The following is a 13,195-nucleotide window of genomic DNA, read 5'->3' on the forward strand; positions in this document are numbered from 1 at the left end:
GGGCGAGCGGGGGGCTCAGCCCCAGCCGAGCGCCCGCAGACCGGCCGCCACCGCCGCGGCGCCGATGACGACGACGAGGAAGTTCGCCCGGAGCAGCAGGAGCACGACCGCCGCCCCGACCGCGGCCAGCCGGGCGTCGACGTGGAGCGACCCGCCGTCGCCGCCGAAGGTCTGGATCGCCACCAGCCCCGCGAGCAGCGCCACCGGCAGCAGCGCGAGCACCCGGCTGCGCCTGGGTCCGTCCACCCACGCGGCCGGCACGAGGTAGCCGGCGAGCTTCGTCGCGAACGAGAGCCCGGAGGCGAGCAGCACGATCGTCCACGAGCTCACGCGACGTCCTCCGGGTCGACCCGCTCGTGGCGGCCGCCGCCGGAGAGTCCGATGACGGCCGCGGCGAGCACGGTGAGGATGACCGGCACCCCCACCGGCAGCAGGGGTGAGGTGAGGAGCGCGATCGCGACGGCGAGCACCATCGTCGCGGCCGCGTCGCGGCTGCGCAGGCGCGGCCACAGCAGCGCGGTGAAGGCCGCGGCGGCGGCGGCGTCCAGTCCCCACCGCTCCGGCTCGCCCAGCGCGTTGCCGACGTAGGCCCCGACGAGGGTCATGAGGTTCCAGAGTGCGAAGACGGTCAGCCCGGTCGCCCAGAAGCCGAGCCGGCCGGCGTGCCGGTTCTCCTGGCCCACGGCGACGGCCGTCGACTCGTCGATGGTGACGTGGGCGGCGAGGAGCCGACGCAGGCCGGCCACCCCGAGGATGCGCGAGGTCTGCAGGGCGTAGAGGCCGTTGCGCAGGCCCAGCAGGGTGGACGTCGCGACCGCGGCCGGACCGGTGCCGCCCGCCCCGAGGATGCCCACGACCGCGAACTGCGACCCGCCGCTGAAGAGCAGCACGGACAGGGCGACGGTCTGCAGGATGCTCAGCCCCGACGCGACGCCGAGCGCGCCGAAGCTGATGCCGTAGGCACCGGTCGCCACGCCGACCGAGAGGGACTGTCGCAGAACGGCTCTGCGCTGCTCGTCGGCCAGCGGTGCGTATGCCGCGTGCTCACCCTCGTGACCGGCGGCGGCCGCGCTCACCCCTCCTGCTCCGCGTCGTCGGGAGCGAGCGAGGCGACGAGGCGCACCTCCCGCAGGGTGTCGCCCTCGGGGGAGACCACCCGGTCGCGGTAGGCCCCGTCGGGCCCGAGCCCCGAGGCGACGAGGAAGGCCCGGGTGGCCTCGTCGTCGGCGAGGACCCAGATCGCGACGTCCTCGGCGCCGGCCCCGCGCAGGTGGTCGACGCACGCGTTGAGCAGCCGGGAGCCGTGACCGAGCCGCCGGCCACCGGGGTGCACGCCGATGGCGGTGACCTCTCCGCGCGCGGGACCGGCGTCCGGGTCCTGGCTCGGGCCGATGGCGGCGAAGCCGACGACCTGCTCGCCGGCGCGGGCCACGAGCAGCCGGTGGACGCCCTCCGGCGGGTGCTCCAGCGAGCTGCGCCACGCCTTCGCGAAGGACGGGGCGACGAACTGGGCGACGACGTCGTCGGGCACGCGGCCGGCATACGCCTGGGTCCAGACGGCCGCCTGCACCACCCCCACGGCGGGCGCGTCGGTCGGCACGGCCGTGCGCACGCTCGCGTCGGCGGTCGGCCCGGCGGCGTGCGAGTGTCCCTCGTGCTCGCTCATCGGCCCAGGAACTCCGGCGTGCGGCGCTCGCGGAAGGCGGCGCGTCCCTCGGAGAGGTCGTCGCTCGACCACGCCGTGGCGAAGGCCGCCTCGTAGCGTGCGACCTCGGCGTGGTCGGCGCCGTGCGCCTCGAAGCCGAGCTTGGACCCGGCCTGGGTCAGGGGGGCGAGGTCGGCGGCGCGCGCTGCCAGCGCCACGGCGGCGTCGAGGTCCCCGCGCTCCTGCGCGAAGCCCAGCCGCCACGCGTCGTCCGCCGTGAGCACCGCGCCGGTCAGCACCATGTGCCGGGCCGCACCCTCGCCCCAGAACCGGCTCACCCGCTCGAGCGTCCAGTGGTCGACCATGAGGCCGAGCCTGGCGACCGGGACCGCGAACCGCGCGTCGTCGGCGACGACCCGGAGGTCGCACGCCACGGCGAGCTGCATCCCGAGCCCCATGCACGACCCCGAGATCGCCGCGACCGTGGTGACCGGCGCCGCGGACAGGCGGGCGAGGACCTCGGCGAGCCGGTCGGTGAACCCGACGTCCTCGAGCTCGGTGAGGTCGGCGCCGGCGCAGAAGTGGCCACCGTTCCCGGTGACGACGACGGCCCGCGAGTCGCCGACGGCGCGTTCGACGGCCGTGTCGAGCTCGTCGAGGGCGTCGTGGTTCAGGGCGTTGCGTCGTTCCGGTCGGTCGAGGGTGATGACCGTGACCCGGTCCGTGCTGCGTGAGTGAATCGCCACGCGGTCGAGCCTAACCGGACGGCGTTTGTGAGGATGGGGCCGTGTCCCTGCTCCGCCGGCCCTCGAAGCCGCACCCGCTCTTCCGCCCCCTCGTCGTCGCCGAGGTGGACCCGGTTGCCGAGCACGCCGTGTCGATCGGGTTCGACGTCGGCACCATGCCCGTCTTCGTCGACTACCGGGCCGGGCAGTACGTGACCCTGCGCGCCCTCGTCGGTGGGGAGGACGTCCGCCAGTCCTACTCGATCTGGGTGCCGCCGAGCCGCGCCCGCAGCGAGGGCGTCATCCGGATCGCGGCTGCCGCCGTGCAGGGCGGGCGGATGTCCCCGTGGCTGGCCACCGAGGTCGAGGTCGGCGAGATCATGGGGGTCCTGCCGCCGCTGGGGGAGTTCGTGCTCGACGAGGTCGACGGGCCGCGCCACCACGTCGGAGTCGTCGGCGGCTCGGGCATCACGCCCGTCCTCGCGATCGCCGCCGCGGCCCTCGAGCAGCACCCCGAGTCCACGGTGGACCTCATCGTCGCCAACCGCACGCGGGACTCGACCGTCCTGGGCCGCGAGCTCGACCTGCTGGAGGCCGTCTCCGACGGTCGGCTCCGCGTCGAGCACGTCCTCAGCCGGGAGCGGGTGCCCGGGGTGCGCCGGGGCCGGATCGACGCCCTGGTCATCCGCGACGTGCTCGACGACGTCGGCGGCATCGAGGGCGTCGACGACTGGTGGCTGTGCGGGCCCGAGGGCCTCATCGCCGACGTCGAGTCGTGGCTCGGCGGGCAGGGCATCGCCGCGGGACGCATCCACCGCGAGCGGTTCACCTCCACCGGGCCGGTCGACCCGCTCAAGGCTCAGCGCTCGTAGGTCACCCACGCGAAGCCGTCGCGCTCCACGCGCGCGGTCTCGCGCCACTGGGTCGGGTCGATCTCGGGGAAGCGCACGTCGCCCTCGGGCTCCTGGTCGACCTCGGTGATGAGCAGGCGGTGCGCGAAGGGCATCGCCTGCCGGTAGACCTCTCCGCCACCGGCGACGAAGACCTCACCCACGGGACCCGCGAGCCCGAGAGCGTCGTCGAGCGAGTGGACGGTCTCGACGTCGGGGTGGTGCCAGTCCGGCTGGCGGGTGATGACGATGGTGCGCCGCCCCGGCAGGACCCGCCCGATCGAGTCGAACGTCCTGCGCCCCATGATCATCGCGTGGCCCATCGTCGTCCGCTTGAAGAAGGCGAAGTCCTCGGGCAGGTGCCATGGCATGTCGTTGTCGGCACCGATGACGCCGTTGCGTCCCACCGCCGCGATGAGTGTCACCTGGGTCATGCCGTTCACTGTAGGACCCACCGACACCCGTCGGCAGGCCGTCCGCGCACGGCGGGCGCGGGTCCCACGCTCTGCGTGGGCCGGCCTACGGACGCCTGCGGTCAGACCGCGATGGGCGCCTTGATCGGCGGGTGAGGGTCGTAGCCGACGAGCTCGAAGTCGTCGAGGTCGTAGGCGTCGATGCTCTCCTTGCGCGCGATGGTCATCGTCGGGAGGGCGCGCGGCTCCCGGGTGAGCTGGAGGCGGGCCTGCTCGAGGTGGTTGGAGTAGAGGTGGGCGTCGCCGAGGGTGTGCACGAACTCGCCCGGCTCGAGGTCGGTGAGCTGGGCCACCATCATCGTGAGCAGCGCGTAGGAGGCGATGTTGAACGGCACGCCGAGGAAGACGTCGGCCGAGCGCTGGTAGAGCTGGCACGACAGGCGGCCATCGGCCACGTAGAACTGGAACAGGGCGTGGCACGGGGGCAGCGCCATGTCGTCGACGTCGGCGACGTTCCAGGCGCTGACGATGTGACGGCGGCTGTCGGGGTTGGTGCGGATCGACTGGATGACCTTGGCCACCTGGTCGACCTCGCGACCGTCGGGGGTGGGCCACGAGCGCCACTGGTGGCCGTAGACGGGGCCGAGGTCGCCGAGCTCGTCGGCCCACTCGTCCCAGATCGAGATGCCGCGCTCCTGCAGCCAGCGCACGTTGGTGTCGCCGCGCAGGAACCACAGCAGCTCGCCGATGATCGAGCGCAGGTGCAGCTTCTTCGTCGTCACCACGGGGAACCCCTCGGCGAGGTCGAACCGCATCTGGTGGCCGAAGACCGAGAGGGTGCCGGTGCCCGTCCGGTCGGACTTCTCGACACCCTCGTCGAGGATGCGGTCGAGCAGGTCGAGGTACTGGCGCATGGGCCAGAGCGTAGCCCCGCCCTCGGACGGCACCCACTACCCTGAGCCGCATGACGACGAACCCCTTCGGCCGGGTCATCACGGCCATGGTCACCCCCATGCATCCCGACGGATCGGTCGACGAGGTGGGGGTGCGTGCGGTCGTCGAGCACCTCGTCGCGACCGGTCACGACGGGATCGTCGTCAACGGCACGACCGGCGAGTCGGCGACGCTCACCGACGACGAGAGCATCGACGTCGTGCGGATGGCGGTCGAGACCGCCGGGGACCGGGCTGCCGTCACCGCCGGGGTCGGGTCCAACGCGACCGCGCACAGCATCGAGATGGCGGCCCGTGCGGCCGAGGTCGGCGCCCACGCACTGCTGCTCGTCTCGCCGTACTACAACAAGCCGACCCAGGCCGGCCTGCTCGCGCACTGCCGGGCCGTCGCCGACTCGACCGAGCTGCCGGTCATGCTCTACGACATCCCCGGGCGGACCGCTACGCCGTTCGCGACGGAGACGCTCATCGCCCTCGCCGAGCACCCCCGGATCCTCGCCGTCAAGGACGCCAAGGCCGACCTCTGGGCCTCGTCGCACGTCATGGCCTCGACCGACCTGCTCTGGTTCAGCGGCGACGACGTCCTCAGCCTCGCCCACCTCGCCCAGGGTGCGGTGGGAGTGGTCTCGGTCGTCGGTCACGTCGCCGGCAGGGAGTATGCCGCGATGCTGGCTGCGACGAACCGGGGTGACTTCGCGTCCGCACGGGAGATCCACCACCGGCTCATCCCCGCGGTCGACGCGATCATGACCCAGTCGCAGGGCGCGATCATGGCCAAGGCGGCCCTCGTCGAGCTCGGCGTCATCGAGTCGGCGTTCGTGCGGCTTCCCCTCGTCGAGTCGCCCCCGGAGCACCTCGACGTCCTGCGTCACGGCCTCGTGGAAGCAGGGCTGCGGTGAGCCACCCGCACCCCGAGCTCACCCTGCCGCCGGCCCTCGTGGACGGCGGCGTCCGTGTCGTCGCCCTCGGTGGCCTGGGCGAGGTCGGCCGCAACATGGCCGTCATCGAGCACCGGGGTCAGCTGCTCGTCATCGACTGCGGCGTCCTCTTCCCCGACGACCACCACCCGGGCATCGACCTCATCCTCCCGGACTTCAGCCACATCGCCGACCGGCTCGACGACATCCAGGCGATCGTCCTCACCCACGGCCACGAGGACCACATCGGGGCCGTCCCGTTCCTGCTGCGCCTCAAGCCGGACCTCCCCCTCGTGGGCTCGCAGCTGACCCTGGCCCTCATCGAGGCCAAGCTCAAGGAGCACCGGATCACGCCCCTCACGCTCAGCGTGAAGGAGGGCGACCGCGAGACGTTCGGCCAGTTCGACTGCGAGTTCGTCGCCGTCAACCACTCCATCCCCGACGCCCTCGCGGTGTTCGTGCGCACGTCCGGCGGGACGATCCTGCACACCGGCGACTTCAAGATGGACCAGCTGCCGCTCGACGGCCGGCTCACCGACCTGCGCGCCTTCGCGCGCCTCGGCGAGGAGGGCGTCGACCTCTTCATGACCGACTCGACCAACGCCGAGGTGCCGGGGTTCACCACCCCCGAGAAGGACATCGCCCCCGCCATCGACCGGGTGTTCCGCCACGCGCGCCGCCGGATCATCGTCGCGTGCTTCTCCTCGCACGTGCACCGCGTGCAGCAGGTCCTCGACGCCGCCGAGAAGTCCGGCCGCAAGGTCGCGATGGTCGGCCGCTCGATGGTCCGCAACATGGGGATCGCCGCCGACCTCGGCTACCTCAAGGTGCCGGACGGCATCCTCGTCGACTTCAAGCGGCTCGGGGACCTGCCGGACGACAGGGTCACGCTCATCTGCACCGGCTCCCAGGGCGAGCCCATGGCGGCACTGTCGCGCATGGCCAACCGCGACCACCAGATCGAGGTGGGGGAGGGCGACACCGTCCTCCTCGCGTCCTCGCTCATCCCGGGCAACGAGAACGCCGTCCACCGCGTCATCAACGGGCTCATGCGCCTCGGCGCCGACGTCGTCCACAAGGGCAACGCCCGCGTCCACGTCTCCGGCCACGCCAGCGCAGGCGAGCTCCTCTACTGCTACAACATCGTCAAGCCGCGCAACGTCATGCCGGTGCACGGCGAGTGGCGGCACCTGAGGGCCAACGCCGACCTCGCGCTCGCGACGGGCGTCGACCCCAGGGGTGTCGTCGTCGTCGAGGACGGCGTCGTCGTCGACCTCGTCGACGGCCGCGTCCGCGTCGCGGGGGCGGTGCCCTGCGGCTACGTCTACGTCGACGGGTCCTCGGTGGGGGAGGCCGACGAGGGCCTCCTCAAGGACCGCCGGATCCTGCGCGACGAGGGCTTCATCTCGGTCATCGTCGTCATGGACTCCTCGAGCGGCAAGATCGTCGCCGGACCGGAGATCACCGCCCGCGGCTTCGTCGAGGGCGACGTGGCCTTCGACGACGTCATGCCGCGCCTGGTCGCGGCGCTGGACGACGCGACGGCCCACGGGGTCGTCGACAGCTACCAGCTCGAGCAGGTCATGCGGCGCGCCATCGGCGGGTGGGTCGGACGCAAGATCCGTCGCCGCCCGATGATCATCCCCGTCGTCATCGAAGCGTGACTCTCGCCTCTTGACCGACTGATTGCGCATTCCGACCGGCTCGCTGGAGCTCGCCCGCCTCTTGACCGACTGATTGCGCATTCCGCCCGGCTCGCTGGAGCTCGCCGGGCGGAATGCGCAATCAGTCGGTGGGGTCGCCGGGCGGAATGCGCAATCAGTCGGTGGGGCGCGTGTGACGCGTGTGTCCAGGGTGACTTTCGCCTAGGGTGCGGAGCATGGCCTCTCGTTCGACGACACCAGCGCGCTCCCGCACGGCCAGCAGCCGTCCGGCGAACCGGCGCGCGCCCGCTCGCACGACGAGCCGCAAGAAGGCGCCCGCCAAGGGCGCCACCCCGCTGCCCCTCGCCGCCGTCAAGGGCGCCTGGATGGGCCTGGCCCACGTCACCGGCGGGACCGTCCGCAAGGTCTCCCACGTCGGGCAGGACCTCGAGCCCGAGCACCGCCGCGACGGCGCCGGCCTCGCCCTCATCGCGCTCGCCGTCGTCGTCGCCGCCCGCGAGTGGTGGGGCCTGACCGGTGTCGTCGGCAACGCCGTCCACGCCGTGGTCGCGGGCACGTTCGGGCGCGTCGCCTACGCCCTCCCGATCGTCCTGCTGCTCTTCGGCCTCCACCTCTGGCGCACCCCGCGAGGGCACTCGGCCACCAACCGCATGTCCATCGGCACCGCCCTGCTCGCCTTCGCGGCCTGCGGCGTCGTCCACGTCTCCGCCGGCATCCCCCAGCCCCCGGCCGGGGCCGACGGGATGCGCGCGGCCGGCGGCATCATCGGCTTCCTCGCCTCCAGCCCGCTCGAGGCGGCGGTCTCCGTCTACGGCACGATCCCGCTGCTCCTCCTCCTCGGGATCTTCGGGCTGCTCGTGCTCACCGCGACGCCGGTGCACGAGATCCCGAACCGGTTCGACCACCTGCGGGCCGCGCTCCTCGGCCACCCGCTGCCCGAGCGCGACGCCGACGCCACCGACGAGGTCCCGGTCAAGAAGCCGCGCCGCCGCCGGGACTTCACCGACGAGCCGATGGTCGGCGACGAGGCCTACGAGCAGGCGGCGATCGTCGACTACGAGGAGAAGGGCAGGTCCGGCAGGGGCAAGGCACCGGCGACGCCGGCGAAGGCCCCCGAGGACAGCGGCTTCCGCCCCGGCCAGAAGCGCCCGACCGCCCCCGGCGTGCTCGCCCCCTCCGCGGCGCCGGTCGAGCAGGTCCGTCTCGAGGCGCCCCCGACGACGCCGTTGCCGCAGCGCGTCGAGCAGCTCTCCCTCGCCGGTGACATCACCTACACGCTCCCCGACAACGCCGCGCTCAAGCAGGGCGCGCCGCACAAGGAGCGCTCCGAGGCCAACGACCGCGTCGTCGAGTCGCTGACGACCGTCCTCGACGAGTTCGGCATCGACGCCCAGGTCACGGGGTTCACCCGCGGCCCGACGGTCACGCGCTACGTCGTCGAGCTCGGCCCCGGCATCAAGGTCGAGCGCGTGACCGCGCTCTCCAAGAACATCGCGTATGCCGTCGCGTCGGCCGACGTGCGCATCCTCAGCCCCATCCCCGGCAAGTCCGCGATCGGCATCGAGATCCCGAACCCGGACAAGGAGATGGTCTGCCTCGGCGACGTCCTGCGCAGCCGGGTCGCCCGGGACAACCACCACCCGATGGTCATGGGCGTCGGCAAGGACGTCGAGGGCGGCTACGTCATCGCCAACCTCGCCAAGATGCCGCACCTCCTCGTGGCCGGTGCGACGGGCTCGGGCAAGTCGAGCTTCATCAACTCGATGATCACCTCGGTGCTCATGCGCTCGACGCCGGACGAGGTCCGCATGGTCCTCGTCGACCCGAAGCGGGTCGAGCTCACGGCGTACGAGGGCATCCCGCACCTCATCACCCCGATCATCACCAACCCCAAGAAGGCCGCCGAGGCCCTCCAGTGGGTCGTGCGCGAGATGGACACCCGCTACGACGACCTCGCGGCCTACGGCTACAAGCACGTCGACGACTTCAACAAGGCGGTCAAGTCGGGCAAGGTGCAGCCGCTGCCCGGGTCGCAGCGCGTCATCCACCCCTACCCCTACCTGCTCGTCATCATCGACGAGCTCGCCGACCTCATGATGGTCGCTCCGCGCGACGTCGAGGAGTCGATCGTCCGCATCACCCAGCTCGCGCGGGCCGCCGGAATCCACCTCGTGCTCGCGACCCAGCGGCCGTCGGTCGACGTCGTCACGGGCCTCATCAAGGCCAACGTGCCGAGCCGGATGGCGTTCGCGACCTCGTCGCTGGGCGACAGCCGGGTCGTGCTCGACCAGCCCGGGGCCGAGAAGCTCCTCGGCCAGGGTGACGGCCTCTTCCTGCCCATGGGCTCGAGCAAGCCCATGCGTGTGCAGGGCGCCTGGGTCACCGAGTCCGAGATCCAGGAGATCGTCGCCCACGTCACCGGCCAGCTCAAGCCGACCTACCGCGACGACGTCACCGTCGTCGCGTCCAAGAAGCAGATCGACGACGACATCGGCGACGACCTCGACCTGCTGCTGCAGGCCACCGAGCTCGTCGTGACGACGCAGTTCGGGTCGACGTCGATGCTGCAGCGCAAGCTGCGGGTGGGCTTCGCCAAGGCCGGGCGACTCATGGACCTCCTCGAGTCGCGTGGCGTCGTCGGTCCGTCGGAGGGCTCCAAGGCCCGCGACGTGCTCGTCCGCCCCGACGACCTGCCGACCACCCTGGCCCTCATGCGCGGCGACGAGGTGATCGACGCCGACCCGGCCTTCGACAACGAGGCGCCCGACGCGCCGTCGGAGGCGTCACCGGCACCGCAGCCGCGACCTGCCCCGCACGACCGCTACGGCATCGACGCGGTGGCCGCCGACCTCGAGAGCCGCCCCCGGGTGGAGCCGTGGGACGAGGACGAGGACGACAGCGAGGACGCCTGGGAGCTCACCGGCCGGAGGTGACCGGGTCCGACTCGGCAGGTGCCGGGTCGGACCCGTCAGCCGCTGGCACGACGGCGGACGGGTCGGGCACCTCCCGCAGGGCGTCCCCGACGTCGTCGATGAAGGCCCGGACCTCGTCCGACCCACCCACGGGCCCCCCGGCGAGGTAGCCGTCCACCCCCAGCAGCACCGCGCTGGGCGACCTCGTCAGGCCCAGGCTCGTCCACACGAGCCCGGCGTGGTCGAGGAGCGTACCGCTCGGCGGGGGGCCGACGAACTTCTCCGCGATGGGCACGGAGAAGACGATCCGCACGTCGACCTGGTCGAGACGCGCGTTCCAGCCGTCGAGGTCGGCCATCGCGGCCTTGGTCGACGCGCAGTAGCAGTTGACGAAGACGAGCAGCTGGGCCCTGCGGCGGGACAGCTCGAGGAGGGTGACCGGCCCCCGGTCGGGTCGGTGGAGCACGGCCGACGGCGTGGGGGCCCGCGCGTACTCGTCGTCGTCCCCGTCCTCGACGTCGCCGGGGAACGCGGCAGGCGCGGGCCCGCCCGGCCCGGGTGGCGTCGCGCTGGCAGCCCGCTGCGGCGCCGCCGGCCCCCCGAGGACGAGTCCGGTGACGACGCAGGCGAGGGCGCCGAACGCCAGCCACAGCCCGTCTCCGCGGTCGGCTCCGCCGAGCAGTGACCAGACCGTGCGGCCCGACGCCGCGAGGGCGGTGGACGCCACGGCGGCCGCGACGAGCAGCGTGTTGCGCAGCAGCGTCCGCCCGGTGACCTCGTGGTTGCCGACCTCGCCGAAGCAGTCGCAGGACGGCCGGGGGGAGAGGCTGAGCCCGCGGGCGATGAGCCCCCAGTAGACCGTCATGAGGACGAGCGCGCCGCCGCTGGCGAGGGCGAAGACCGGCCGCCACGGCGTGAGGAGCCCTGCGACGAGGGCGAGCTCGACCACGGGAACGGCGCGGGCCAGGGCCCGCGGGAGCACCCAGGCCGGGAGCTCGAGGTTGGCCACGACCGAGCGCAGCGACTCGCCCCTGCCCCACTTGGCGGCGGCGGCCAGGCCCAGCACCCCCGCGAGCACGAGTGGCGGGATCACCCAGGCGGCGTGGCGCATGTCGTCATCCTAGGTCGGCGCAGCCGTCCGCGGACGCGCCTAGAGTGACGCCCATGGAGACGACTCTCTGGGACGACCTGCGCGAGCCTCCGACCCGCACCGAACGGTGGGCCGCGGTGCTGCGCAAGCAGCCGTCGGCCTTCCTCCTCGCCGTCCAGCTGCTCGTCATCGTGCTGCTGCCATGGCTCCAGGGACTCGAGTACGGCCGGGTCGCCCTCACCGTACTGAGCCTGTGTGCCCTCACGGTGGCCGTCTTCACGGTCCGGAGCACGCCCGCGCTCACGTGGCTGTCGGTGCTCCTCGGCCTTCCTGCCGGCATGCTCGAGATCTGGTCGGTCGCGTCACCCGGCAACACGGTCGTGGTGGCCCTGGCCCACACCGCCTTGTCGCTCTTCTACTTCTACACGGCCTACGGGCTCGTCTCCTACATGTTCGAGGACGCGTGGGTCACCAAGGATGAGATGTTCGCGGTCGGCGCGGCCTTCACGGTGCTGCTCTTCGCCTTCACCTACCTCTTCCTGGCCATCCAGGAGCTGTGGCCCGGGTCGTTCATCGGCCACGACGAGACGGTCCAGCGCAGCTTCCTCGAGCTGCTGTACCTGTCGGCGGCGAACCTCACCAGCGTCGGCCTGTCGGACATCGTGCCGGTCGGCTCCCAGGCGAGGGCCTTCGCCATCCTCGAGCAGCTGGGCGGGGTCATGTACATCGCCATGGTCATCTCACGACTCGTCGCGCTCACGGTGCTGCGCAGCCGGAACTGACCGCGCGGAGTCGGCTCAGCGGCCGTCGAGGTCCTCGATGCGCGCGATGCTCGGGCCGCGGGTCGCGGAGACGTCGCGCGCGACCTCCTCGACGCCCTCGAGCACGCGCATGGCGTTGCCCCACGTGAGCCTGCCGAGGTCCTCGTCGGACCAGCCCCGCTCGGCGAGGGCGCCGAGCAGCCTCGGGTAGCCCGCGACGTCCTCGAGCCCGGTGGGGAGCTGGTCGACACCGTCGTAGTCGCCGCCGAGCCCGATGTGCTCGACGCCGGCGACCTCACGCACGTGCTCGACGTGCGCGACGACGTCGTCGACGGTGGCGTGCGGCTGGGGGTTCGCCTGTTTGTGCCGCTCGATGAAGGCGCTGTATGCCGTGTGGTCGGCCCAGTGGACGTCTTCCGTCGCGGCCGCGTCGGCGGCCTCGAGGTCCCACTCGCGCACGGCCGGTGAGATGAACTTGGGGACGAAGGTGACCATGCAGAGCCCGCCCTTGGTCGCGAGCGTCGCGAGGACGTCGTCGGGCACGTTGCGCGGGTGGTCGCACACGGCCCGGGCCGAGGAGTGCGAGAACATCACCGGTGCGAGGGAGGTCTCGAGCGCGTCGCGCATCGTGTCGGCCGAGACGTGGGAGAGGTCGACGGCCATGCCGATGCGGTTCATCTCACGCACGACCTCGTGGCCGAACGCGGACAGGCCCCCGAGCACCGGCTCGTCGGTGGCGGAGTCGGCCCAGGGCACGTTGTCGTTGTGGGTGAGGGTGAGGTAGCGCACCCCGAGGGCGTGCAGCATCCGGAGGGCACCGAGCGAGCTGTCGATGCTGTGACCCCCCTCGGCACCCATGAGCGAGGCGATGCGACCTGACGCGCGAGCCGCGCGGACGTCGGTCGAGCTCACCGCGAGAGCCAGCTCACCGGCATACCGGCTCGTCATCGTCCGCACGAAGTCGACCTGCTCGAGGGTGGCCGTGACCGCCCGCTCACCGGCCCACTTCGCGTCGACGTAGACCGACCAGAACTGCGCGCCCACGCCACCGCGGCGCATCCGGGGAAGGTCGGTGTGGGTCGAGGGGACCTCGCCGCCGATGTCGAGTCGGTCGAGGTCGTAGGCGACCTGCTCGCGAGAGGCCCACGGGAGGTCGTTGTGACCGTCCCACACGGGATGGCTCGCGAGCAGGTCGCCGATGCGCTGGGGCGTCGAGGTCATCGCC

General features: G+C 72.4%; 13 protein-coding genes. 5 read left to right on the forward strand and 8 right to left on the reverse strand.

Annotated features, from left to right (window positions below; genetic code table 11):
• Positions 1 to 15 precede the first annotated feature (15 nt).
• Genes N801_RS04970 through N801_RS04985 form a run of 4 tightly spaced genes read right to left on the reverse strand, consistent with a single transcriptional unit; the run spans position 16 to position 2,391 of the window.
• On the reverse strand, positions 16 to 330 hold the full coding sequence (locus tag N801_RS04970) for an AzlD domain-containing protein (protein WP_035933744.1): 315 nt from the start codon (positions 328 to 330) through the stop codon (positions 16 to 18).
• The gene (locus tag N801_RS04975) at positions 327 to 1,076 is read right to left on the reverse strand and encodes an AzlC family ABC transporter permease (RefSeq protein ID WP_052112621.1); all 750 of its coding nucleotides are present in this window, start codon (positions 1,074 to 1,076) and stop codon (positions 327 to 329) included. The genes N801_RS04970 and N801_RS04975 overlap by 4 nt, the downstream gene beginning before the upstream one ends.
• On the reverse strand, positions 1,073 to 1,666 hold the full coding sequence (locus N801_RS04980) for a GNAT family N-acetyltransferase (RefSeq protein WP_035933745.1): 594 nt from the start codon (positions 1,664 to 1,666) through the stop codon (positions 1,073 to 1,075). The genes N801_RS04975 and N801_RS04980 overlap by 4 nt, the downstream gene beginning before the upstream one ends.
• On the reverse strand, positions 1,663 to 2,391 hold the full coding sequence (locus N801_RS04985) for an enoyl-CoA hydratase (RefSeq protein ID WP_035933749.1): 729 nt from the start codon (positions 2,389 to 2,391) through the stop codon (positions 1,663 to 1,665). The genes N801_RS04980 and N801_RS04985 overlap by 4 nt, the downstream gene beginning before the upstream one ends.
• A 41-nt stretch (positions 2,392 to 2,432) precedes the next feature.
• Here N801_RS04985 and N801_RS04990 point away from each other — a divergent pair, with 41 nt between their 5' ends.
• Entirely contained in the window at positions 2,433 to 3,242 is an 810-nt protein-coding gene (locus N801_RS04990) for an FAD-binding oxidoreductase (protein WP_035933751.1), read from the forward strand.
• On the opposite strand, the gene N801_RS04995 is transcribed toward N801_RS04990, so the two are convergent.
• Together N801_RS04995 and N801_RS05000 are read right to left on the reverse strand one after the other, a co-directional pair.
• The gene (locus N801_RS04995) at positions 3,230 to 3,694 is read right to left on the reverse strand and encodes a dihydrofolate reductase (protein ID WP_035934236.1); all 465 of its coding nucleotides are present in this window, start codon (positions 3,692 to 3,694) and stop codon (positions 3,230 to 3,232) included. The genes N801_RS04990 and N801_RS04995 overlap by 13 nt on opposite strands.
• A gap of 101 nt (positions 3,695 to 3,795) precedes the next feature.
• Positions 3,796 to 4,587 carry a thymidylate synthase gene (locus N801_RS05000; RefSeq protein WP_035933752.1) on the reverse strand — a complete coding sequence of 264 codons (792 nt, stop codon included), beginning with the start codon at positions 4,585 to 4,587 and terminating at the stop codon, positions 3,796 to 3,798.
• 50 nt (positions 4,588 to 4,637) lie between these two features.
• Between N801_RS05000 and dapA the strand changes: the two genes are divergently transcribed.
• From dapA to N801_RS05015, 3 genes are all read left to right on the forward strand, one after another.
• The gene (gene dapA, locus N801_RS05005; RefSeq protein ID WP_035933754.1) at positions 4,638 to 5,525 is read left to right on the forward strand and encodes a 4-hydroxy-tetrahydrodipicolinate synthase; all 888 of its coding nucleotides are present in this window, start codon (positions 4,638 to 4,640) and stop codon (positions 5,523 to 5,525) included.
• Positions 5,522 to 7,207, forward strand: coding sequence for a ribonuclease J (locus N801_RS05010; RefSeq protein WP_035933757.1), 1,686 nt, complete (start codon positions 5,522 to 5,524; stop codon positions 7,205 to 7,207). Before dapA ends, N801_RS05010 begins: the two co-directional genes overlap by 4 nt.
• Positions 7,208 to 7,422: 215 nt before the next feature.
• A complete protein-coding gene (locus tag N801_RS05015) occupies positions 7,423 to 10,140 on the forward strand; it encodes an FtsK/SpoIIIE family DNA translocase (protein WP_084108240.1) in 2,718 nt (905 codons plus the stop codon).
• Here the strand turns inward: N801_RS05015 and N801_RS05020 are convergent.
• On the reverse strand, positions 10,124 to 11,230 hold the full coding sequence (locus N801_RS05020; protein WP_035933760.1) for a MauE/DoxX family redox-associated membrane protein: 1,107 nt from the start codon (positions 11,228 to 11,230) through the stop codon (positions 10,124 to 10,126). The two genes, N801_RS05015 and N801_RS05020, sit on opposite strands and share 17 nt — an antisense overlap.
• Before the next feature lie 53 nt (positions 11,231 to 11,283).
• On the opposite strand from N801_RS05020, the gene N801_RS05025 reads away from it, so the two are divergent.
• Positions 11,284 to 11,991, forward strand: coding sequence for an ion channel (locus N801_RS05025; RefSeq protein WP_052112622.1), 708 nt, complete (start codon positions 11,284 to 11,286; stop codon positions 11,989 to 11,991).
• Between the two features lie 15 nt (positions 11,992 to 12,006).
• Here the strand turns inward: N801_RS05025 and N801_RS05030 are convergent, their stop codons facing one another.
• Positions 12,007 to 13,191, reverse strand: coding sequence for a dipeptidase (locus N801_RS05030; protein WP_035933767.1), 1,185 nt, complete (start codon positions 13,189 to 13,191; stop codon positions 12,007 to 12,009).
• Positions 13,192 to 13,195: the final 4 nt, after the last annotated feature.

The sequence above is a fragment of the Knoellia aerolata DSM 18566 genome (assembly GCF_000768695.1).
In the GTDB taxonomy this organism is placed as follows: domain Bacteria; phylum Actinomycetota; class Actinomycetes; order Actinomycetales; family Dermatophilaceae; genus Knoellia; species Knoellia aerolata.